Raw genomic sequence first — 23239 nt, forward strand, 5'->3', positions numbered from 1 at the left:
CATAGAAGTAACACGATGAAATTAGCCTACATACTACTTACTTTACTATTAGTAGCTAACTCAACTTACGCTGAATTAGCTAAAGATACTCAGACAAAAGTAAATAAAAAACAAAGCAAACCAACGATTATAGCGCTAGCGCCACACATTGTTGAAATGCTTTATGATATTGGCGCTGGTGAGCAAATTATTGGTACCACCTCATTTGCTGACTATCCTGAGGCCGCAAAAAAAATACCGCAAATTGGTAGTTATGTACGCTTACAAATTGAACGCGTTATTGAACTACAACCCGACTTAATTATTGCTTGGAAAAGTGGTAATCCCAGTGATGATTTGGCGCGATTAGAGCAACTTGGTTTTAACATTGTTTACTCTCAACCCAATAACTTTGAAGATATAGCCACTGAAGTACGCCACTTTGCACGTATTACTGGCCACACCGCGCAAGGCGAAAAAGTAGCACAAGCATTTGAGCAAACCTTAGCTAACATAAAAGCAACCTATCAAAATAAAACAGCGATAGTCGGCTTTTACGAATTGTGGTCTAGACCCTTAACAACTGTAGCAAAAGGCAGTTGGCCACAACAATTTTTGACTCTATGTAAAGTAAAAAATCCTTTTGAGCAGGTAGTAACCCCCTACCCACAAATTAGTATAGAAAAAGTATTACCCGCTTCAATACAGCTGATTATTCAACCATTGTCAGTAAATCAAACCGAACGTGAAGGTTTTAACTGGCAAGATTGGCCAATCATTCCTGCGGTTGCTAATAAGCAAATAATACAACCCGATGCCGATGCCATGCATCGTATGACCATACGCAGCTTAACGGCATTAAAAGATTTGTGTGCGAAAATAGATCAAACCAGAGCGTTTTTGCAACAAAAGCATAGCTAGCAGAAGCTAGTCACTACGAAATATTTTAGGTGCCCAAACGTTTTATTGCTGTGTTTCAAAGCCCTCAATAATACCAAAGGTGAAACGGGAAATTGGTTAAACCAATACTGCCCCCGCAACGGTGTGAGCTGCTATTTTGGCAACTCAAGTCCGGAGACCGGCCTAAAATTTACTTTATCATTGTAAGTACGGTGGGTGCTTATAACTGAGGAAAATATGAAGAAAACATTAATAGCACTAAGTATTAGCAGTCTACTTTACTCATCACTTTCTGTTGCTGAGCAAACTCATGTTGTCAGTATTAACAAAACAGCCAAAGCTGATGAAAAAATGCTTATTACGGGTAATCCATACAATCAATCAACCGATGAAGTTATGTCAACGGTATCTATCATTACTCGTCTAGATATAGACCGTATCCAACCTAAGTCTGTTGCTGAACTATTACAAACCACTGCGGGTATTGATATTGCCGCTAATGGCGGGCCAGGACAAGCGACATCTGTTTTCGTTCGTGGTACTAACTCAACGCATACCTTATTTTTAGTCGATGGTGTGCGCATTGATACCGTAACGGGCTCTGGTGGTGCCTCTGTTAATGACATACCCACTTACCAAATTGAACGTATTGAGGTGGTAAAAGGTCCTCGTGCTGCCATGTACGGTTCAGATGCTGTTGGTGCTGTGATACAAATTTTCACTCGTGATTTAGCCAGTGGTGAATATCAAGCTGCTGTTGAATACGGTTCAAATAACTATGTTTTAGCGGGTGTCAGTGCTGGTATTAATCATGGTGATGGGGCAACAACATTCAGTGTCAGTAAAGAAACCAGTGATGGTTATGACGTAACCAATAATGAGTTTGCGGTAGATGATGATGATGATAGCTATGAAAGAGTTAACATTTCACTTAAAGGCCATCAAAAGTTGAGCGATACTCTTACCTTAAACTGGGTTGGTCGCTATGACGATGGTGATTATGACTATGATGGTAATTCTCAGTGGACAGCAACAGCGCCAAGCCAAGAATATAAAAAATATTTATTATCTACCGGCTTAAACTATGCGGAGAATTATTGGTCTCACGATATTAATATCGCCCAATTTCAAGAAGAAAACTCACGTTTTGGGGATTACCCTGCGGTAGATAAAACTACCCGTAACCAACTTGATTATGCCGGTGTTTACCATACAAGTGACGCGTTAAGTGTTAACTTTGGTACGCAATTTTACCAAGATGACTATAAAGGCTCTAATGCTGCTTTTAGTGGTGAATCACGTGATACGTTAAGCGCATTTGCAGGAGCATTGTATAATAGAGACGCCTTTGTTACCGAGTTATCACTACGTTATAACGATGTCGAAGATACCGGCACCGAAACCACTTATAACGTTAGTTTAGGCTACAACCTTAATGACGCTATTTTCGCGAGCATTAACTATGGTACAGGCTTTAAAGCCCCCACGTTATATCAACTTTATGATAGTTGGTCTGGTAATGCTCAACTTAAACTAGAAACATCACAAAGCTGGGAGTTTTTACTGCGCGGCGATGTTTATGGCGTAAAAGCAGATGTATCATACTTTAACATTGGCTTTGATAACCTGCTTGACTACGACTACGCTAGTGCTAAATACGACAACATTGCTGATGCCAACATTAGCGGTGTAGAAGTTAACCTATCTAAAAGTATCAATAATCTTAATTTAGCAACTAATTATACTTATACCGATACTGAAGATAAAACCACTGGCACTCAATTAAGTCGTCGTGCTCGTCATAAAGCCAATATTAGCGCCTCTTATGATTGGCAAAAAGTCAATTTCATGGGCGTTTATAAATACCAAGGTACTCGTTTTGATGCTAACTCAAATGGCTCATTAGCGGCTTACAATACCGTTGATCTTGGCGTAAGTTATCAATTAAATGATGCATGGAAATTACAAGTTAAAGCCAATAACATATTTGATGCTGATTATGAAACAGCGCCCGGCTACGTTACTCCTGGAGCAGAATACTTCTTACAAGTTAGCTTTAATAACCTATAAGAGTTATCAACATTATCACGGTAAAACTAACACAGACTAACTACTTAGTTGGTCTGTTACAAACCTAAGTATCTAACTATATCAAAGCCAGTGCCGACTTATCGCATTGGCTTTTTTTATCACTTTAGCAACATTCAAAAGCGCTACAGTAGTACCAATAGACTACCGGTTAAAATATAATACCTTAAATCACTTATCATCAAGGTATAAATCGCTTTTTATGCAGTTACTCAAATCAACCATCCACCCCGACATTAGCAATATTAACGACAGTTCAGCCAAACGCTTCACCCGAAAAGCGACCAGAGCTATTGTACTTAATGGCGATAATATTTTATTGCTTTATACCAAACGCTATCACGATTACAGTTTACCTGGTGGTGGCGTAGATAAAGGTGAGAGTATTACCGAAGGGTTAATTCGTGAATTAAAAGAAGAAACAGGCGCGCATAATGTTAAAGACATTGCCGCTTTTGGTCTTTATGAGGAATTTAGACCCTGGTATAAAAATGATTTTGATATTATTCATATGCAGTCTTATTGTTATACCTGCACCATTGATAATGAATTGCGTGAGCCTGAGCTTGAAGCCCATGAAGTGAATAACGGTATGCACCCTATTTGGATGAACATACACCAAGCTATTGCTCATAACGAAGAAACGATAGCGAACAGTGCTAAAAAAGGTTTATCGATAGAGCGTGAAACCTTTCTATTAAAACACATTGTTAGTAAGTTAATCAGCGTTTAGTTGCTTAAGTAGCTCAACTAGCTTGGCTTTGTCAAGGCAAGCATCGATCTACAAATCCGTTAAGTTATTAGAAAACATTAATTTCTGCCAAAAATAATATCTTGGCGCTCATCTATCCACAACGGATGTTTCGCCATTACTTTAGTAAAGGTGGCGCTTTGCAAATAGCTGTTTAGCCATTGGCGTACTTTTGAGTATGGTGATTGTAAGTACCATTGGCGTTCAACACGGGCAAACTGTCGAATAAAAGGTACTAAGGCAATATCGGCTAAGCTTTCTTTGTTTGACATTAAAAAAGTATGCTCAGTTAAGCGTTGCTCTAATTGCTGTACGTATTGCTCACAAGCCACTCGGCACTCTCCAATATTATCTTCTTGGTAACGTTTAGCGCATTTGTAAGCATCTAGACTGGTTTTAAAGTTATCATCAAAGTCTTTAATCAGTAATAACATCGCTGATAACGCATCTTGTTGTTGTGCGTGTAGTAGATCATCAGGGTCTGCTCTGTGTAATGCCCATAACATAATATCTACGCTTTCTTCTATCACGGTATTATTTGCTAATACCACAACGGGCACAGTACCCTTAGGCGATGCCGCTAGCATTTCTTTAGGTTTATTACTTAATACCAAATCACGTAGTAATACCGGTTCTTTGGCCTTAAAAATGGCGAGCCTTGCGCGCATGGCATAAGGACAGTTTCGTAATGAATAAAGAATAGCTAAACGACTGGTATCATTAACATTTACATTCATTGGTAGAGGTCTTCCGGTACAATAATTATTAACAATCACAAAAATCACACTAAATAAGCGACGTAAACGGTATTCATTGCGTCACTTTACCAGTAAAATCCCCCTTTTGAAATTTAACCGCCGTTTAATTGGCTAAAGTTGTAAAATGAGTCCTAACATAGAATTATTAGCCCCTGGTGGTGATATCGATGCAATAAAAGCAGCCATTATTGCAGGCGCAGATGCAGTGTACTGCGGTTTAGATACCTTTAATGCGAGAAATCGTGCTGCTAATATTTCTTTTGATGAGCTCGTCGGTATTATCAGACTCGCGCACGACTATGATTGCCAAATATTTTTAACGTTAAATATTATTATGCTAGAGCGTGAGTTTAAAACCCTAGCTAAACTGTTAAGCAAATTAGCAAATACCACCCTTGATGGTGTTATTGTGCAAGATTTAGGTATGCTGTATATCCTTAAAAAGCACTTCCCTACCCTTGATATTCACGCCTCAACGCAATTAACAACGCATAACATTGGTCAAATTCCCTTTTTGAAAAAGTTGGGGGCATCACGTGTGAACTTATCGCGTGAATTAAACTTAAAAGAAATCAGCGCTATTACCGCGGTATCACGGCAAGAAAATGTACTCACCGAAGTGTTTGTCCACGGTTCGTTATGTGTGGCTTTTTCTGGTTTATGTTATTCCACCTCAGCCAGTGTTGGTAATTCAGGTAACCGAGGTCGTTGTAGTCAAGCCTGTCGTGAGGAATATAAACCGACCGAATCTGGTAATAAATTTCCGTTAAATATTAAAGACAATTCAGCCTTTTTTGATTTACCTGCCTTGATTGACGCCGGCGTGCACTCATTCAAAGTAGAAGGCCGCATTAAAGGCGCAAGTTATGTACATACCGTTATTGATAGCTTTCGTAAACAAATTGATGGTTTTGTTGAAACCGGAGAGTTATTGGAAGATGGCGAACGTCTTTATAAGGTATTTAACCGTGATTTTTCTAACGCCTTTTTACGCGGTGATTTAAATCAATCAATGTTTATTGAAAACCCACGTGATAACTCTAAATACCACGCCATTGATAAAAGTAATGCGATTTCTGTGGTGCAAATTCACGACGTTGAACAAAAGCTCAGTGATGAGAAAGACGCTATGCATGCTGATGTTTTTGATAAAATAAAGCATTTGAGTATTGAAAAGCGTCAACTTTCTTTAGTATTTTCAGGACAAGCTGGTCAGCCGTTAACCGTCACTATTAACATTAAAGAAATGGTTAAACAAAACCTCACCAAAGAGGTGCTAAACGAGCAGACTCATGTAATGCACTCACAGCGAGCGCTGACGCCAAGTGAAAAAAACTGCATTGACCATGAAGCAATAGAGAAGCGTTTTAAAAGCTTTAATAACGCTGCCTTTAATTTAGTTGAATTAAATACTAACGATATTTCTGCAAGCCTTACCATACCCTTTAAAGAATTAACCACGCTGAAAAACAACATTGCAACATTACTTAATGACGGTATAGCGCTATTACCTGAAGTGGAGTTACCTAAGCTAGTACGTCACGCTAAAAAAGACGATGAGACTAAATTATCATTGTTAATATGTGATGAAAGCGATATCAATCTGGGTAATATAACCGATGCCGATATTTACTTTAAACTGCCTGATGCTTATAAGCGTGGCTGTACTAAGTATGTGGATTTTTTCAAAGAAAACCCGCGCCTTATACCTTGGTTTCCAGCAGTATTAATTGGCAAAGACTATGATGTTGCGGTTAATATTTTAGAGCAAGTTAACCCTAAACTCATCGTCACTAATAACACTGGTATTGCCAACCGTGCCTTTGAATTAGGTATTGAATGGATTGCTGGCCCGTTTTTAAATACCACTAACTCTTATGCGTTATTAGCCATGAAAGAAGGGTTTAATTGTAGTGGTGCTTTTATTTCCAATGAAATAAACCGCCAACAAATGCAAACTATCGCACGTCCTGAAAACTTTAAAATGCTTTACAGCGTTTACCACCCTATTTTGTTAATGACCAGCAGACAGTGCTTTTTCCAACAAAGTGTTGGCTGTGAAAAGCCGCGTATTGATAATGGTTGTATGTTGTCATGCGATAAATCAACCACCATTACTAATCTTAAAGATGTGTCGTTTGCTATTGATAAGCAAAAAGCTGGTTACCCAAGTATTTATAATAAAGATCAGTTTTTAAATACTGAAATCATTGAAGACTTAACGCAGTTATTTGATGGTTTTATGATTGACTTAACCAATATTGGCGCGGGTGATAAAGAGTCTCCTGATAAAGCAGAACTCATTAAGCACTTTGAACAATTACTTAAGCACCATAAAAGTGACTCGCTAGACTACGTTAAGGCTTCATCGGCTTCACCACACTCACAAGCGCAGTTAAAAGCTCAAAATGCGCTTAAAGCTCTTGTGCCAGAGTCAACCAATGTGCAGTACCATAATGGGCTGTAACTAACGCACTACTTTTTTTACCGGTTAATTATTGCCTTATTTTCTGATGATAATAAGGCAATAATGTATGACTTGTAAAAGCGATTAGTTATTAGATTGAAAAATACGCACTAATTCTGCTCGTATCCATTGCATAATAGGTCCTCCCCCCCTATCACGTCGCTTAACCGACCCCATTTCAATCAACAGCGGGTGTGCTATATTTGTTGTTGATAAAATTTTAATTTGTCCCTGATACCACTCAGAATGAGCAACATGCTCTGGCACAATAGCCCAACCAACAGTTCGAATCACTAGTTCGGTAATTTGATAATAACTATCAATATGCCAGTGCGTTGGCGACAACGGTTTCTCGCGAATCTCACCCATGCGATCACAAATGGCTAACTGACGATGCGCAGCTAAGTCTGTGATTGTTGGCGCTTCAATACTTGATAAGGGATGATTAACCGACACAATAAGTGCATGAGTAAATTGACTAAGCAATTGATATTCTAATGTTTGCGGAAGGTCATTAAGATAATAGAACAAAATGCCAAAATCGGCTTTTCCCTCATCAACCCATTGCGCTATATCATCTTGCGAGCCATTGATAATCGTTAACTTAAACAAAGGGAACGTTGTAGAGACAGACTCAAAAAGCGCACCTAAAGCATTAATTGGTACGGCTTCATCAATAGCCAGTACTAGCGCTAACTCTTGCCCTGCAGAAACGGTTTGTGCTCTAGAGTCTAAGCGCTGACATTGCTCTAGTACTGCTAACGCTTCGACAAACATTTCTTGACCTTTCTCGGTTAAGGTCGGAGTACGGGTGCTGCGATCAAATAAAGTAAAACCTAAATCGATCTCTAAGTTATTAATGGCTGTACTCACGCGAGATTGCGCTTTGCCTAATTGCCTAGCCGCTGCTGAGAATGAGCCATACTTAACCGCTGACACAAAAGCATTGAGCTGATCAAAGGTCCAATTCATTCATTCACCCCATCTAAAATTAGTAAATTTTTAGCGAATACCAAGCTATAACCATCCGAATAGCGGATGGATATTAACTTCATTCTATCTTGTTAACAACTATAATCACTGTCAACTTAACGAAACGAAACTACCATCATGAGTGAGACCAACTTACAGTCGACAGACACAGTTAAAAGTACTTTCTGGCACTACGCTATGCCATCCGTTATCGCGATGATGGTTACAGGGCTGTACCAAGTTATTGACGGCATTTTCGTTGGCCATTATGTCGGTGTTAAAGGCTTAGCAGCAATTAATATTGCTTTCCCTGTTCTAGGTAGTTTAATGGGCTTGGGGTTAATGATTGGTATGGGTTCAGGTAGCTTACTGTCTATATTTCGCGGCGAAAAAAAAGAAGCTAATGCTCAAAAAGTCATTGCCAATAGTTTATGGCTGATACTGATATTTGCGCTGATATCTGCCACAACATTACTCTTTATTAGTGATTCACTACTGAGCTTACAAGGCGCTAAAGACATAGTTTATGACTATGCGATGAGTTATATCACTATTTTTATTTATGGCGCAATACTAACTATAGGAGCTACTGCTCTACCCATGTTAGTGCGTAATAATAATAGCCCTTACATAGCCACTGCGTTAATGATTATTGGTGCCCTACTTAATATTATTTTAGATTATGTATTGTTAGACCTGTACTCATTGGGCTTACCTGGCGCAGCTATCGCCACCATTATTTCTCAAAGTATTGTTATGTTATTAGCACTAGCTTATTTTTTTACTAGTAACGCACATATACAACTTAACTGGTGTGCGTTAATGCCCGACGTTAATATTGCCAAACATTGTGTAACGCTTGGTTTGTCAGGTTTCTTTATCTATTTATATTTCGGCTTTATCATGGCCGTACATAATAAGTTATTTATGGAATACGGCGGTGCTGTACACGTTGCTGCCTTTGCTATTGTTGGCTATTTAGCCACGCTTTATTATCTTTTTGCTGAGGGTGTTGCTAACGGTTTACAGCCGCCGGTGAGTTACTATTTTGGTAGTAATGATCATAAAAAAATTCAACAAACCGTTAACTATGCTGTAAAAATTGTTGTTTATACTGGTATCGCTATGTATCTGTTATTAGTACTCAATGACAGTTTCGTTATTGGACTCTTTACTCGTGATGATAACGCGCTTATCGAAGCGACAGCGATGGGCATACGTTTACACTTATTTGCTGACGCATTAGATGGTTTTATCTTTATCGCCTCGGTATATTTTATGTCGGTTAACCAAAGTGGTAAAGCCATCGCTATTGCTGTTGCTAATATACTAGTGCAACTACCGTTTTTATTCTTTTTACCACAGTGGTTAGGTGTTAACGGTATATGGTTATTAGTACCGATATCGAATATATGTTTAACACTGCTCATCGCCCCACTGTTATATCGAGAAGTTAACCGATTAACTAAAACACCAACACTCATAACTACCCGAAGCATTGCCAGTTATTGCTAAGCTCTATTAGCGCTAGGGTACTGCTTTACTTTAAGTTTAACTTTTAATTAACGAATTTAGCCGTAGAGAAATAACTTAAAACAGCACTAAGCATTTGAAAAAAATATCGTCTTTGTAAATAATATTTGCGTTGAACCTAGTGGTTTATTTAGTTACCCTGCGCAACCTAATAGCAATAAAAAGCCACTATTTGATATAAAGAATATGAAAACAACCTTATATTTAGCTCGCCATGGACAAACGCAATGGAACAAAGTAGGCCGTTTTCAAGGGCAACTTGATAGTAAGTTAACCCAAATAGGTCAACAACAATCTGAACAGCTTGCCTTAAAGCTCGCTAATCAAAAAATCGACTTAATCGTTTCATCCACATTAGGACGAGCCGTTGATAGTGCGCTCATTTGCCAACAAGTATTGAATCGTCCTATTGAACAATGGTCAAAACTTATGGAGCGTGATTTAGGGCTCTGGCAAGGACAGTACATTACTGGTATTAAAGTTGATCAACACTATGATGAAATACTGCATCAATTTACTGCGCTAACACCGCCTACTGGCGAGAGTGCCGTAAGCTGTGGAGCACGTATTTATCAAGCATTAACAACGCTGGCAAAAAATCATCTGAATAAAAGCTTGTTAGTTATTTTTCATGGTGAGGCTTTACGCTGCTTGTTAGCTACGCTAGGGAATAACTCAACGGGTAACGCTTACGAGTTATTCGACAACGGTTGCCTATTACAATTAAGTTATTTACATAGTGACGAAAGTTTTCAGCAAATAACCTAGAGTAGTAAATTTTATGCCCGAGCTTACGGTAAATATAGACATGGTAAATAGCTACCAGCAAATTCTCATACTATTACCCAATTTCGCTCTTTTTATTACCTTATTATTGGCACTGTTACTTGATAAATATTTAGGTGAAGCAAAGCGTTTTCATTATTTAGTCGGCTTTGGTTGGTTAGCAAAAAAACTAGAAATGCGATTAAACCCTGTTAATAAACAGAGTAACAAAAGTACGTTAGCGGCTAAATTACGGGGAACCTTAGCTTGGAGCTTATTGGTATTACCTTTACCTCTTATCTATTTTTATCACCTTAATTACTTAAGCTGGTATTGGCAAATACTACTTGATGCTATTGTGCTTTATCTCGCTATCGGCTTAACGAGTTTAAAGCAACATGCCATGCAAGTTTACCACCCGCTCCTCAAAGGTGACTTAACAACAGCTCGTTATTTTACTGGCTATTTGGTTAGCAGAGATACCGATAAACTATCAGCGCAAGAAATGTCCAGAGCAACCATTGAGTCTATGCTGGAAAATGGTCATGATTCGGTTATCGCTTCTTTATTTTACTATATTATAGGCGGCGCACCACTGGTGATAATACATAGGTTAGCCAATACCTTAGATGCCATGTGGGGTTATAAAAGCTCACATTTTATCCATTTTGGTTACGCCAGTGCCCGGCTTGATGACTTATTGGGGTTTGTCTCGGGTAAGTGCTGTACTTTGCTTTATGCTATACAAGGCGTAAGACAAGGTCATTGCCTTAACGCTATTCGCAATGCTTACTGGCAAGGTAATCAATATAAAAGTCATAATGGCGGCTGGGTAATGGCTGCTGGCGCTACGGTGATGAATAGGGCACTAGGTGGCCGGGCGTTTTATCACGGAAAAATGCTCAATTCACTCACCTTAGGCTGTGGTAGTGCTGTAACGAGTAAAGATATCCCAAAAAGTTTAACTGTGGTCAAACGTGCCTGCATCATATTAGTGACTATCGTCTTTGTTTTTCAGCTCACGCTTTATTTAACTTATTAACTTTAATGACATATGACATATGACATATGTGCACAGGAATCATATGACTTTACTTCATGGCGGCCAGTTAGAGCAAATTGCCCAGCAATATAATATCCCACTTGATCACTGGCTCGATGTATCAACGGGTATTGCGCCCATTAGCTACCCTATTCCGGCTTTACCGGTTAATATATGGCAACGATTACCGCAAAAAAGCCCTGAACTTATCGCAGCGGCTAAACAATATTACCAGTGCTCGCAGCTGATAATAACCAATGGTAGTCAGGCCATTATTAAAGCTTTACCGACATTATATCGTCAAAAAAATGTTTTAGGTAATGATGTCTACTTGCCTGAGCGCGGCTATAAAGAGCATGCTCATGCATGGCAGCTGGCGGGTTACACTGTACACTTTTATCAAACGCTGCTGCCTGAAATGAATGATTTATTGCCCAATAGCGTTTTGGTGATCATTAATCCTAATAATCCAACGGGACAGTTTTTTAATAAGCGGGTTATTGATAAATACCAACAGCAATTAAAGCGTTTGAATGGTTTACTGGTACTCGATGAAGCTTTTATTGATGTTATGCCAGATAATGAATCGTATTGTAGCAATATTGCTAGGGGCATTGATGATAAAAATACGACACAAAATTTCACTCAAATAGGCAATAGCCATTGTTTGGTATTACGCTCCTTTGGCAAGTTTTTTGGCTTAGCCGGCATTCGTATTGGCTTTTTAGTCGCTGATAGTTTTTGGTGTCAAGCGTTTGAAAGTGTCTTAGGACCATGGCAAGTAAATGGTCCTGCACAAGTTATTGCCGAGCATGCCCTAAAAGACACCCAATGGCAGCAAACGCAAAAAGAAACATTACATCAACTTAAAGTGGCGCAAGCACTCATGTTTGCGCAAGTATTTCCAAACACGGTATTACAAAGCTCTCATGGCTGTGACTTATTTATTACCTTACATTTTCATCATCAAGAGACAGCCAAAAAGCTTTATCATTTACTGTGCCAACAAGGCGTTTATTGTCGGTTATCTGACGAGCAAGACACCTTAAGGTTTGGTATCACTACGCAAGCGTTATTACCGCGCCTAGCAGCGGCCTGTGAGCAAGCGTGTAAACTATTACTTACCCCAATAAAATCAGTAACAACTTTATGAATAAACATTTTACCCAAGCTGATGTTGCATTGCTTGAAGAGGTATTAAGGCTTAGGCGCGACGTTAGAGGAAATCGCTTTATTGACACGCCAGTGTCCCCGGCAACGGTTAATAAACTCATTGATGCCGCATTATACGCGCCTTCGGTTGGTTATTCTCAACCGTGGCAATTTGTTATTATACGTGATGAAAACATCAAACAAGACGTTTACAACTCTTTCTTAACTGTTAATCACTATTCAAGTAAATTGTTCTCTCAACAAAAACAAGTGGATTATAAGGCATTAAAATTAGAAGGTATTAGAGAAGCGCCCGTTAACATTGCTGTTTTATATAAGCCAAGTGATACACCTGTGTTAGGGCAAAGCTCAATGAAGGATATGGGCCGTTTTAGCGTAGTTTGTGCCATTCAAAATTTATGGTTGATGGCACGTTCGCTAAATATTGGTGTCGGTTGGGTCAGTATTATTGAACCTGAAGTCGTGAAAAAAATAGTGAATGCACCCAGTAATACCGAGTTAATTGGTTATTTATGCATTGGTTATGTGGATGAGTTTTTAGACGAGCCAGAATTAAAAAGTAAAGGTTGGCAAACACAGAAAAAACGAGAAGAAGTTGTCTTTTATGAGCAGCTACCTTCTTGCCCAACTAACACCAAAGTTAACGTTAACGATGAATGAGAGAAGGCGGATCGCATTTGCCAGCATAACGATTCGCTACCATTAACTCCTGTCTATAAGCTTTTACCTTTCCCTTAAGATTATACTGATTACTGTGATGTTTGACCTTTGACGTTTTTTCACCCATTGTACCGTCATAAAAAGTGTACTGTCAGCAAACTTAATAACTAAAAAGGCCATTAACACTTTCATGTTAATGGCCTTGTAAACTTTGTTAATTTAACGAAATAAATTAATGGTTTTCAGAAACCATATTGACAGTGTATTTAGGAATATCAACCACTAAGTCTTCATCACCGACGATTGATTGACAACTCAGGCGCGATTCAGGCTCTAAACCCCAGGCTTTATCAAGCATATCTTCTTCAAGTTCATCACCCTCTTCAATAGAGTCAAAACCTTCACGAATGATCACATGACATGTTGTACAAGCACATACTTTTTCACAAGCATGCTCAATACCTATGTCATTTCTTAAGGCAACATTTAATACGCTTTCACCTTTTTCGGCGTCAACGACTGCGCCATCTGGGCATAATTCTTCATTGGGTAAAAATATAATTTTTGGCATGTTATTTATTCTCTGCTTGCAAGGCTTTCGCCTAACCTAAATACTGTTTATGTATTATCTCATGTTACCTTTAAAGGTCATGAAAAGATGTTTAAATTTTATCAACTGCTTGACCAGCAAGCGCTTGGCTAATTGAACTATCCATACGGCGCTCAGCAAATATATCGGTACTATCACTTATTGCTTTAAGAGCCTGTTCAATCGCTTTAATATCATCTCCTTGGCTTACGTCGCTAAGTGACTTAATAGTGCTTTCAATCGCTAGTATCTCTTCACTATTGAGTAATCGGCTATCAGCAACTAATGCTGCTTTTACAGACTCTATCACGCGAACAGCTTCAACTTGTTGCTCTTTTAACATACGTGCTTGCATATCATCTGCTGCATTACTCATAGAATCTTTGATCATCTGGCTAATTTGACTGTCATCAAGACCAAATGAAGGCTTAACTTCAATACTTGACTCTACTCCTGACGATTTTTCCATCGCTGAGACAGAAAGTAAACCGTCTGCATCAACTTTAAAGGTTACTCGAATATGAGCCGCACCTGCTGTCATCGCGGGAATGCCACGCAATTCAAAACGCGCAAGTGAACGACAATCATCGACTAATTCACGCTCACCTTGCAAGACGTGTACGGCCATTGCCGTTTGCCCATCTTTAAAGGTAGTAAACTCTTGTGCTTTAGCGACGGGGATTGTGGTATTACGTGCAATAACTTTTTCGACTAACCCCCCCATGGTTTCTAAACCAAGCGATAAGGGTAAAACATCAAGTAATAACATGTCACTATCAGGTTTATTACCCGCTAAAATATCTGCTTGAATAGCAGCGCCAATAGCGACCACTTTATCAGGATCAATAGAGGTTAATGGTTTTTTATTAAAGTGTTTTTCTACTTCACTACGCACTAAAGGTACGCGGGTAGAGCCACCCACCATAACGACTTCAATAACCTCATCAACGCTAATACTAGCGTCTTTTAAACTACGACGACAAGCACGTAAGGTTTTATTAACTAAACCTGTAATAAGTTCATTAAATTGCGCTTTGCTGATGCGTTGTTGCCATGGCTGATCATTATCAAGCGTGATAGTAATATCAGCATACTCATGATCAGTTAACTGCTCTTTGGCAAAACACGCTTTTTGCATTAATTGTCTTTCTAATGAGGGTGATAAAGGTCTTACTAAACCTGCTTGTGCGATAATATAATCGACTAAAACAACATCAAAATCATCACCACCCAGGGCAGAATCTCCGCCTGTGGAGAGTACTTCAAAAACACCTTTATTTAAACGTAAAATAGAAATATCAAAAGTACCACCACCTAAATCATAAACAGCAATAACACCTTCTTGACCTGAATCTAACCCGTAAGCTACCGCAGCGGCTGTTGGCTCATTTAATAAGCGTAAGACGTTAATACCTGCTATTTTTGCGGCATCTTTAGTACTTTGTCTTTGAGCATCGTCAAAGTGCGCTGGTACAGTAATAACAACACCGGTGAGCTCGCCACCTAAGGTCGCTTCTGCGCGATGGTTTAAGCTTTTTAATATTTCAGCTGCTACTTGTACTGGGTTAACAGCGCCTTGGCGTGTCATAATTTCGGGGTGATTTTCATCACCACAAAACTGGTATGGCAATGACGGGTATTTACTTTTAATATCGGCCAGTGAACGACCTATTAATCGTTTGGCAGAAGTAATGGTATTGGACGCATCGTCAATGCTAAACGCTTGAGCAGCGTAGCCTACTACCTTGTTATCAGCCTGATAACTAACCACAGAGGGTAATATATCACGCCCTTGTTCGTCAGCGAGAGTACGCGGATCACCGCTTTGTACGCTTGCGATCAATGAATTGGTAGTGCCAAGATCAATACCGGCAGCTAATCTGTGTTCATGAGGAACGGTACTCTGACCGGGTTCTGCAATTTGTAATAAAGCCATGATTGTTAATTCAGTAATTTAAGTTAATGTTTAGGTAAAGTACTTAAGTGCTTGCTTAGTAATTATTGACTAGTTTTGCTAGTCATCAAACAAGCTATCTTCAAGACGATCCACTTCAATATTTAGCTTTTGATAAAATTTTAATTTACGTAAATTATCACACGCAGCACTATTTGATGCTGCAGTATTTTCAATTATTTGTGCTCTCATCATTTGAGAAAGCTGTAAATATTCACTCGATAATACATTTTGTACTTCAAGCAAGGCAGCATCAACATCACCAGAAGATTTAACATCTTCAAGCATTTCTCGTAGTTCCATTTGATGCATTAAAAAGCTGGTATCACCAAAAGTATGTTGCTCGTTTGGCATATCAATACCACGCTCAATAAGTATATATTCAGCCCGTAGTAATGGATTTTTTAAGGTTTGATAAGCATCATTAATATGTGCAGATTTTTGCACGGCAATGCGTTGGTCTTGTTCTGAGGCGTGAACAAACTTGTCGGGATGTACAGACTTTTGCAATGTTTGGTAACTAGAAGAAAGTTGCTGTATGTCGACATCGAAGGAAGCTTCGATACCAAATAGTTGGAAGTAATTCAAAATGAATCTTCTCTAATTTAATAGGAACAAATACATTTGTTGTTTATCTCAACGTTGTTTTATTCAGCTGCTAGGAAGAAGCGCGGAGTTGACGCTAGTCAATAAGCACTTCTAACAACTGAGCTGTTTAAAACAACAATGAGATAAATAGACAAATTAAACGTTAAACGACTCACCACACCCACACTCACCTTTGGCGTTAGGGTTGGTAAATTTAAAGCCTTCATTCAAGCCTTCTTTAGTAAAGTCGAGTTCAATGCCGTCAAGGTAAACCAAGCTTTTCGCATCGATGATGATATTCACATTGTCAATAGAGAACAATTCATCATCCTCATTTAACTCATCAACAAATTCAAGTACATAAGCTAAACCTGAACAACCGGTGGTTTTAATGCCTAAGCGAAGCCCAAGCCCTTTGCCACGGTTTTTCATAAAAGATTGTACACGTTCAGCTGCTGCAGGTGTCATGGTTACAGACATTGCTTTCTCCGTTATTTACCTTGTTTCGTTTTATAATCTTCAATCGCTGCTTTAATGGCATCTTCAGCCAATATAGAACAATGAATTTTTACCGGTGGTAATGCTAACTCTTCTGCGATGGCAGTGTTTTTAATTTCACCAGCCTCTGCAATTGTCTTACCTTTTACCCATTCAGTGACTAATGAGCTAGAAGCAATTGCTGAACCACAACCGTATGTTTTGAATTTAGCATCTTCAATAATACCGTCAGCAGAGATTTTAAGTTGCAACTTCATCACATCACCACATGCTGGTGCGCCAACCATACCTGTTGCTACTGATGGATCGTTTTTGTCTAGAGAACCTACGTTACGTGGGTTTTCATAATGGTCTAGTACTTTTTCGCTGTAAGCCATGTGACTCTCCTAGCTTGTGCCAAATAATGTTCAGGTAGTTACCTGACAGGACTTATATGACACTAAATGTTAGTTAAAATATACGTTGTTTACTAAACGGTTTACTATCAATGTTGTGATAGCTATTGCTTAGTGCGCAGCCCACTCAATAGAATCTAAATCAATGCCATCTTTGAACATTTCCCAAAGTGGTGACATATCACGTAAGTGGCCAATTGCCCCTTTAATCAGGTCAATGGCGTAATCAATTTCTTCTGTGGTAGTAAAGCGACCAAAGCTAAAACGAATTGAGCTATGTGCCATTTCGTCATTTAGACCTAATGCACGAAGTACATAAGACGGCTCTAAACTTGCTGAAGTACAAGCACTACCCGATGATACTGCTAAATCTTTTAATGCCATGATGAGCGACTCACCTTCAACAAAGTTGAAACTAACATTTAAGTTACCTGGGTAACGTTTATCAGGATCGCCATTAATAAAGACTTGTTCCATGCTATTTAAGCCGGCCCATAAACGGTCACGCATTTGAGTAACATGTGCTTGGTCTTGTGCCATCTCTTCTTTTGCTATACGACACGCTTCACCCATACCAACAATTTGATGAGTCGGTAATGTACCAGATCGCATACCACGCTCATGTCCGCCACCATGTGTTTGTGCTTCTAAACGAACACGTGGTTTACGGCTTACATATAATGCACCAATACCTTTAGGGCCATACATTTTATGTGCTGATATAGACAATAAATCTACTTTTAATGCTTGCATGTCAATATTGATTTTACCGGCGCTTTGCGCAGCATCAACATGAAATATAATTTTGCGTGCACGACACATTTCGCCAATTTCACTGATATCTTGAATAACACCAATTTCATTGTTTATCTGCATAATGCTCACTAAAATAGTGTCATCGCGCATGGCTTCGCTTAATTTATTTAAATCAATTAAACCATTTTCTTCCGGATCAAGATACGTTACTTCAAAACCTTGACGTTCTAGTTCACGACAGGTATCTAGTACGGCTTTATGCTCAGTTTTACAGGTAATAATGTGCTTACCTTTCTTACTGTAGAAATTAGCAGCACCTTTAATAGCAAGGTTGTTAGATTCAGTAGCACCTGATGTGAAAACAATTTCACGTGGGTCAGCATTAATTAATTCAGCAATTTGATTACGAGCAATATCAACCGCTTCTTCAGCTTGCCAACCAAATTTATGTGAACGAGATGCTGGATTACCAAAATGACCGTCGTTGGTCATGTATTGCATCATTTTTTCTGCTACGCGCTTATCTACTGGTGTAGTAGCTGAATAATCAAAATATATAGGAAGCTTCATGCGCTAACTCTCTCCGGTGGTAAATATTTAAAACGACGCGACTAGTTATGACCAGTCGTTCATGACATTCTTAGTGGTTATTACTGTTTCTAAGGCGATGCTTTTATGAGCATTGAGATGTAATTTATCTTGACGCTTAGACACTTGCTTGACATCACCCTTTTCGACTAATTCCGATAAAGTGATATTTTTCAAAAAGCCTTCTATACGTTGGCTTAGCCCTTCCCAAAGTGAATGAGTTAAACACTGCTCTCCATCTTGGCAATTGCCTTTACCTGAACATTTAGTGGCATCAACACTTTCATTTACCGCATAAATAACATCGGCAACGGCAATCTCTGCTGAGCATTTGCCCAAACGGTAACCGCCACCAGGACCACGAACACTGGTCACTAATCCTTGTTTACGTAAACGAGAAAAAAGCTGCTCTAAATAAGACAACGATATGCCTTGTCGCTCGGAAATATCAGCCAATGATACTGGCCCAGACACTGCATGAATAGTAACATCTAACATAGCAGTAACTGCGTAACGACCTTTAGAAGTAAGTTTCATAATCTGCTCTCAAACACTATGTTGTGTACTCAAGTTGGTGTACTCAAAAACTTAATTTAATAACATGACTAAATTAAAACCATTTGGCAGTAAAACAGAGTATAAAAAATACTATAAATGCCTTAAATCGCAAATGCTGGGCAATTTTACATAACCATATGGATTAGTCAAGTAAATACCCTAGTGATTTACTCAAGTATTATACACCAAGAAATAGTCTGATAAAAGCAATACCTGAGTGTTTTAGTCAACTATTGCTTTTCTAATAAAATTTATCTGAAGATCGCAGCCATTGCAGGGCTAAATTTCAGGATCGAAGCTGGCAACTTTATTTTCACGACGCTCTGCAGCCGCTTTTTCATCATCAATGAATTCACCTACTCTTAATTCAGGTAAGTTCTTAGGACAAATATCACCACCTAAAGTATTCACTTCTTTACAAAGTAAACTCACCCTGTCATCCATTAAATGCATATGATCAAGTAAGCGACCAATGGCTTTAGCAACAGGATCAGGATTATCAGTTGACACAGCGTAAGCATCAAAGCCATATTTTTTAGCCACTTCTTCTCGTTGTTGACTTTCATCGGTGTGCTTTTTATCAGGGATAATACGACCTGGAATACCTACCGCAGTAGCATTAGCGGGTAAATCTTTAACCACAACGGAGTTAGAGCCAACCTTACCGCCTTTACCTATCGTTATTGGACCTAGTACTTGAGCGCCAGCACCTATAACCACATTATCTTCTAAGGTTGGATGGCGTTTACCCGCTTTCCAGCTTGTACCACCTAAGGTAACCCCTTGATATAAAGTAACATCATTACCAATTTCAGCCGTACCACCAATAACGACGCCCATACCGTGATCAATAAAAAATCGACGGCCTATGGTTGCCCCAGGATGAATTTCAATACCAGTTAACCAGCGTGAGAAAGTAGAACAGACACGCGCTAATAATTTCCAATCTGCACGCCACAATCGATGACTCACTCGATGAAACCAAACAGCATGTAAACCTGGATAATTAAGTAACACTTCTAAACTGGTGCGTGCGGCGGGATCTCTATCAAAGACACTATTGATATCTTCTTTGATACGACTAAACATAAATATTCCTTCTTACTTTCTCAAATGACCAACGATTGTTGGTGGTAATTAGTGGGTATTACTTCTCTTTACTCGTTCTTTCCATAGAGGCAAAAATTCCACGCATCATTTTAATTTCTTTCACGTCAGGCCTAGCACGATTAAATAAACGTCTAAGTTTAGTCATCACTAGACCTGGATGATTTTCGACAATAAAACCGGTACTTTTAAGCGCTTTTTCAAAGTGTTGATAGAAACGTTCTGTTTCTTCAATCACAGGGTATTGCTCATCATTTTCATTTTTTGCTTTCGCCACTAGATTACCATTACCGGTACTGCGCTCTTGATAACTTTGATCATGGGCTAATAAATAGCTAGTACGCACTTCATAACTTAATGTTTGTACTGCCATGGCTAAGTTTAACGAGCTATAATCAGGGTTTGCCGGAATTTGTACATGAAAATGACACAGTTGTAATTCTTCATTAGTCAGACCACTGTTTTCGCGACCAAAAACTAACGCCACAGGATATTCTTCGGCTTCGGCAATCATTTTTTCACCGCAACCTCTAGGCTCCAACATCGGCCAAGGTAACGTCCGTGAACGAGCACTAGTACCGACAACTAAGCCACAATCTTCAATAGCTTCAGCAAGCGTACTGACCACTTTTGCATTAGCTAAGACGTCAGTAGCACCTGCCGCTAAGGCTTGCGCTTGACCATTAGGCATTTCAATAGGGTCAACTAAAATCAACTGACTTAACCCCATCGTTTTCATGGCGCGTGCTGCACTGCCAATATTACGACAGTCTGAGGTATTAACTAATACTATTTTAACGCGGTCTAATAATGACCCCGTAGCACCTTTTTGTTGGCTGCCTTGTGGAGAACGTTGTTGAGAATCTTGCTGAGAATCTGACATTTTTACTCTTCTTTTTTGCTTATTCGGGTTTAATAGCGATGGAGCTGACTTTTGCGCACATTTTATTAGCAATTAACAGCCCATCTAGATGGCCAATATTCTAGCATAAAACCCTACTACTGTAGTTAACAAAAAGTACACCTATTGCCAATATTTAGTTAGGATTATTTATTCTTTACTAGTTATTTTCATTCTAAAGTAAAGTAATTAAACGAATAGTGTGATTATTAAACATTATTTTAATAAGTCTATCGCTAACTGTTATTATATTTGCTATAATTTTGCGCTCAATTTTCTAAGACAATGTTTGCTTAGAAAATGTTCGTTCTTTTAAAAATTATTTACAAATAGGTACTCTATTATATGCATCCCATGCTAAATATTGCCGTGCGCGCTGCGCGTACAGCAGGTAAAGTTATCGTTCGCTCTATTGAGCAACTTGATAAAGTTGAAATTGAATCAAAAGGCACTAACGATTTCGTTACCAGTGTTGATATTAACGCTGAAGAAGCGATTATTGAGACTATTCGTAAATCATACCCAGATCACACTATTATTGGTGAAGAGTCGGGTGTTTTAAAAGGCAGTGATGACAGTTACCAATGGATTATTGATCCGTTAGATGGCACTACTAATTTCATTAAAGGTATTCCACATTTTTCCGTATCTATTGCGCTAAAAGTAAAAGGCAAAATAGAACAAGCGGTAGTATTTGATCCGGTTCGTGGTGAGTTGTTTTCAGCCAGTCGTGGTAAAGGCGCTCAACTTAATGGCTTTAGAATACGCGTCAATAAAAACAAAGATATTTCAGCCGCTATCTTAGCGACAGGTTTCCCAGTAAAACACAAACAACATAGCATTGCTTATATGGCTATGTTCTCAACTTTATTCCAAAAATCTTCAGACTTGCGACGCACAGGCTCAACTGCACTTGATCTTGCTTATGTTGCCGCTGGACGTGTAGATGGCTTCTTCGAGATTGGTACTAGACCATGGAGTACTGCTGCAGGCGAGTTACTAATCGTTGAAGCGGGCGGATTAGTTACCGACTTTACTGGTGGCCATAATCATAGCAATTCAGGTAACATTGTTGCTGGGAATACTCGTATCTTAAAAGATATCTTACAAGAAATTCGCCCGCACTTAGGTGATGCGCTTAATAAGTAGTGTTATTTAAACGATCGCTATAGTCAAAGGCGCCACCGTTATCTTTTATAATAAGGATAACTGTGGCGCCTTTTTTACTTTAGTCTCATAAGCATAACGTGATCGGATTAATAAAAATAGATGAAGAGTGCGCATGGAAAACATTAATACTTATATCAACACAAAAAAACAAGCTTTTATTGCTGGTGAAGTGGCGCTGGTAGGCGCTGGACCTGGCGATCCAGATTTACTTACTTTACAAGCTTACCGATTTATCAAACAAGCAGAAGTTGTTATTTATGATCGCTTAGTGAGTGCACCAATCATGGCGTTACTCCCCCTTGATTGCCAACAGATCTATGTCGGTAAAAAACAAGCGGATCATAGAGTGCCGCAAGAAGGGATTAATCAATTATTACTTGATAATGCTTTACTCGGCAAAAGAGTTGTTCGCTTAAAAGGTGGTGATCCTTTTGTCTTTGGGCGAGGCTCTGAAGAAGCACAATTTTTATTAAGTCATGGCGTAGCTTGTCATATAGTACCCGGCATGACCGCCGCATCAGCCTGTACAAGTTATGCTGGTATCCCGTTAACACATCGAAAAGTTGCCCGCAGCTGTACATTTATAACGGGTAACATCCAGGATAACGGTACCTTAGATCTACCATGGCAAGCATTGAATGATAAAGAACAAACGATTGTTTTTTATATGGGTATAAAAAGCTTACCTATTATTTCGGCGCAGTTACGTAAAGCAGGACGTGATATAAACACCCCTGCAGCATTGATTCGAAAAGGTACTCAACCCGAACAACAGGTATTTAAGGGGACTTTAGCTAACTTAACTGAGCTAGTAAAACTACATAATATAACGCCACCTAGCTTAATTGTTATTGGTGATGTTGTGGCTCTGTTTCCTAGTGAACAGCTCGCTAATTTAGGTTACTTAACACCTAATTAATAAAATGTGTATTACGGCTAGCCGCCCAAGAAGCGGCAATAACACGGCGAATTTTTTCCGGGAAAGAACGTAATCAACTTGTTATAAGTACTGGTGTAAATGCAAAAAACCCGATGAAGAATATAATG

22 protein-coding genes and 1 riboswitch are annotated in these 23239 nt (G+C 39.0%); of the genes, 11 read left to right on the forward strand and 11 right to left on the reverse strand.

What is annotated here, in order from left to right; translation table 11 throughout:
• Window positions 1-15: 15 nt before the first annotated feature.
• The 3 genes from FCS21_RS06500 (at window position 16) to FCS21_RS06510 (ending at window position 3700) form a co-directional block, all read left to right on the forward strand.
• Window positions 16-900, forward strand: a complete 885-nt coding sequence (locus FCS21_RS06500; RefSeq protein WP_138621640.1) for a cobalamin-binding protein — start codon at window positions 16-18, stop codon at window positions 898-900.
• A 41-nt stretch (window positions 901-941) separates the two neighbouring features.
• A riboswitch (cobalamin riboswitch) is annotated at window positions 942-1080 on the forward strand.
• 36 nt (window positions 1081-1116) lie between these two features.
• Window positions 1117-2949, forward strand: coding sequence for a TonB-dependent receptor domain-containing protein (locus FCS21_RS06505; RefSeq protein ID WP_138621642.1), 1833 nt, complete (start codon window positions 1117-1119; stop codon window positions 2947-2949).
• Window positions 2950-3169: 220 nt separating this feature from the next.
• On the forward strand, window positions 3170-3700 hold the full coding sequence (locus FCS21_RS06510) for an NUDIX hydrolase (RefSeq protein WP_138621644.1): 531 nt from the start codon (window positions 3170-3172) through the stop codon (window positions 3698-3700).
• Window positions 3701-3777: 77 nt separating this feature from the next.
• Here the strand turns inward: FCS21_RS06510 and FCS21_RS06515 are convergent, their stop codons facing one another.
• Window positions 3778-4455, reverse strand: coding sequence for a glutathione S-transferase (locus tag FCS21_RS06515; protein ID WP_138621646.1), 678 nt, complete (start codon window positions 4453-4455; stop codon window positions 3778-3780).
• A 145-nt stretch (window positions 4456-4600) separates the two neighbouring features.
• On the opposite strand from FCS21_RS06515, the gene FCS21_RS06520 reads away from it, so the two are divergent.
• Window positions 4601-6943, forward strand: a complete 2343-nt coding sequence (locus FCS21_RS06520) for a peptidase U32 family protein (RefSeq protein WP_138621648.1) — start codon at window positions 4601-4603, stop codon at window positions 6941-6943.
• 84 nt (window positions 6944-7027) lie between these two features.
• On the opposite strand, the gene FCS21_RS06525 is transcribed toward FCS21_RS06520, so the two are convergent.
• Entirely contained in the window at window positions 7028-7915 is an 888-nt protein-coding gene (locus FCS21_RS06525) for a LysR family transcriptional regulator (protein WP_138621650.1), read from the reverse strand.
• A 138-nt stretch (window positions 7916-8053) separates the two neighbouring features.
• Here FCS21_RS06525 and FCS21_RS06530 point away from each other — a divergent pair, with 138 nt between their 5' ends.
• The 5 genes from FCS21_RS06530 to bluB all read left to right on the forward strand — a co-directional run bounded on the left by FCS21_RS06530 (window position 8054) and on the right by bluB (window position 13088).
• Window positions 8054-9430, forward strand: a complete 1377-nt coding sequence (locus FCS21_RS06530; protein ID WP_138621652.1) for an MATE family efflux transporter — start codon at window positions 8054-8056, stop codon at window positions 9428-9430.
• Between the two features lie 204 nt (window positions 9431-9634).
• Window positions 9635-10216, forward strand: coding sequence for a histidine phosphatase family protein (locus tag FCS21_RS06535; RefSeq protein WP_138621654.1), 582 nt, complete (start codon window positions 9635-9637; stop codon window positions 10214-10216).
• A 13-nt stretch (window positions 10217-10229) separates the two neighbouring features.
• The gene (locus tag FCS21_RS06540) at window positions 10230-11255 is read left to right on the forward strand and encodes a cobalamin biosynthesis protein CobD/CbiB (RefSeq protein WP_246047072.1); all 1026 of its coding nucleotides are present in this window, start codon (window positions 10230-10232) and stop codon (window positions 11253-11255) included.
• 43 nt (window positions 11256-11298) lie between these two features.
• Window positions 11299-12408 carry a threonine-phosphate decarboxylase CobD gene (gene cobD / locus FCS21_RS06545; RefSeq protein ID WP_171035647.1) on the forward strand — a complete coding sequence of 370 codons (1110 nt, stop codon included), beginning with the start codon at window positions 11299-11301 and terminating at the stop codon, window positions 12406-12408.
• Window positions 12405-13088: a 5,6-dimethylbenzimidazole synthase gene (gene bluB, locus FCS21_RS06550; RefSeq protein WP_138621658.1), complete on the forward strand. Its 684-nt coding sequence runs from the start codon at window positions 12405-12407 to the stop codon at window positions 13086-13088. Before cobD ends, bluB begins: the two co-directional genes overlap by 4 nt.
• A 232-nt stretch (window positions 13089-13320) precedes the next feature.
• On the opposite strand, the gene fdx is transcribed toward bluB, so the two are convergent.
• The 9 genes from fdx to trmJ all read right to left on the reverse strand — a co-directional run bounded on the left by fdx (window position 13321) and on the right by trmJ (window position 21004).
• The gene (gene fdx / locus FCS21_RS06555) at window positions 13321-13659 is read right to left on the reverse strand and encodes an ISC system 2Fe-2S type ferredoxin (RefSeq protein WP_138621660.1); all 339 of its coding nucleotides are present in this window, start codon (window positions 13657-13659) and stop codon (window positions 13321-13323) included.
• A 91-nt stretch (window positions 13660-13750) separates the two neighbouring features.
• Window positions 13751-15613 (reverse strand): Fe-S protein assembly chaperone HscA, encoded by a 1863-nt coding sequence (gene hscA, locus FCS21_RS06560; protein WP_138621662.1) that lies wholly within the window; start codon window positions 15611-15613, stop codon window positions 13751-13753.
• A 78-nt stretch (window positions 15614-15691) separates the two neighbouring features.
• The gene (gene hscB, locus FCS21_RS06565) at window positions 15692-16219 is read right to left on the reverse strand and encodes a co-chaperone HscB (RefSeq protein WP_138621664.1); all 528 of its coding nucleotides are present in this window, start codon (window positions 16217-16219) and stop codon (window positions 15692-15694) included.
• Window positions 16220-16375: 156 nt separating this feature from the next.
• Window positions 16376-16699, reverse strand: a complete 324-nt coding sequence (iscA, locus tag FCS21_RS06570; RefSeq protein ID WP_138621666.1) for an iron-sulfur cluster assembly protein IscA — start codon at window positions 16697-16699, stop codon at window positions 16376-16378.
• A gap of 11 nt (window positions 16700-16710) precedes the next feature.
• Entirely contained in the window at window positions 16711-17094 is a 384-nt protein-coding gene (iscU, locus tag FCS21_RS06575) for a Fe-S cluster assembly scaffold IscU (RefSeq protein ID WP_138621668.1), read from the reverse strand.
• Between the two features lie 129 nt (window positions 17095-17223).
• A complete protein-coding gene (locus FCS21_RS06580) occupies window positions 17224-18438 on the reverse strand; it encodes an IscS subfamily cysteine desulfurase (RefSeq protein ID WP_138621670.1) in 1215 nt (404 codons plus the stop codon).
• Window positions 18439-18483: 45 nt separating this feature from the next.
• The gene (iscR, locus tag FCS21_RS06585; RefSeq protein ID WP_138621672.1) at window positions 18484-18993 is read right to left on the reverse strand and encodes a Fe-S cluster assembly transcriptional regulator IscR; all 510 of its coding nucleotides are present in this window, start codon (window positions 18991-18993) and stop codon (window positions 18484-18486) included.
• A 300-nt stretch (window positions 18994-19293) separates the two neighbouring features.
• Window positions 19294-20103, reverse strand: coding sequence for a serine O-acetyltransferase (gene cysE / locus FCS21_RS06590; RefSeq protein WP_138621674.1), 810 nt, complete (start codon window positions 20101-20103; stop codon window positions 19294-19296).
• Window positions 20104-20161: 58 nt separating this feature from the next.
• Window positions 20162-21004, reverse strand: a complete 843-nt coding sequence (gene trmJ, locus FCS21_RS06595; RefSeq protein WP_246047074.1) for a tRNA (cytosine(32)/uridine(32)-2'-O)-methyltransferase TrmJ — start codon at window positions 21002-21004, stop codon at window positions 20162-20164.
• Window positions 21005-21367: 363 nt separating this feature from the next.
• Here trmJ and suhB point away from each other — a divergent pair, with 363 nt between their 5' ends.
• Together suhB and cobA are read left to right on the forward strand one after the other, a co-directional pair.
• On the forward strand, window positions 21368-22171 hold the full coding sequence (suhB, locus tag FCS21_RS06600; protein ID WP_138621676.1) for an inositol-1-monophosphatase: 804 nt from the start codon (window positions 21368-21370) through the stop codon (window positions 22169-22171).
• 133 nt (window positions 22172-22304) lie between these two features.
• A complete protein-coding gene (cobA, locus tag FCS21_RS06605; RefSeq protein WP_138621678.1) occupies window positions 22305-23111 on the forward strand; it encodes a uroporphyrinogen-III C-methyltransferase in 807 nt (268 codons plus the stop codon).
• The last annotated feature ends 128 nt before the right edge of the window (window positions 23112-23239 follow it).

This window comes from Colwellia ponticola (assembly GCF_005885605.1).
GTDB classification, from domain to species: Bacteria; Pseudomonadota; Gammaproteobacteria; order Enterobacterales; family Alteromonadaceae; genus Colwellia; species Colwellia ponticola.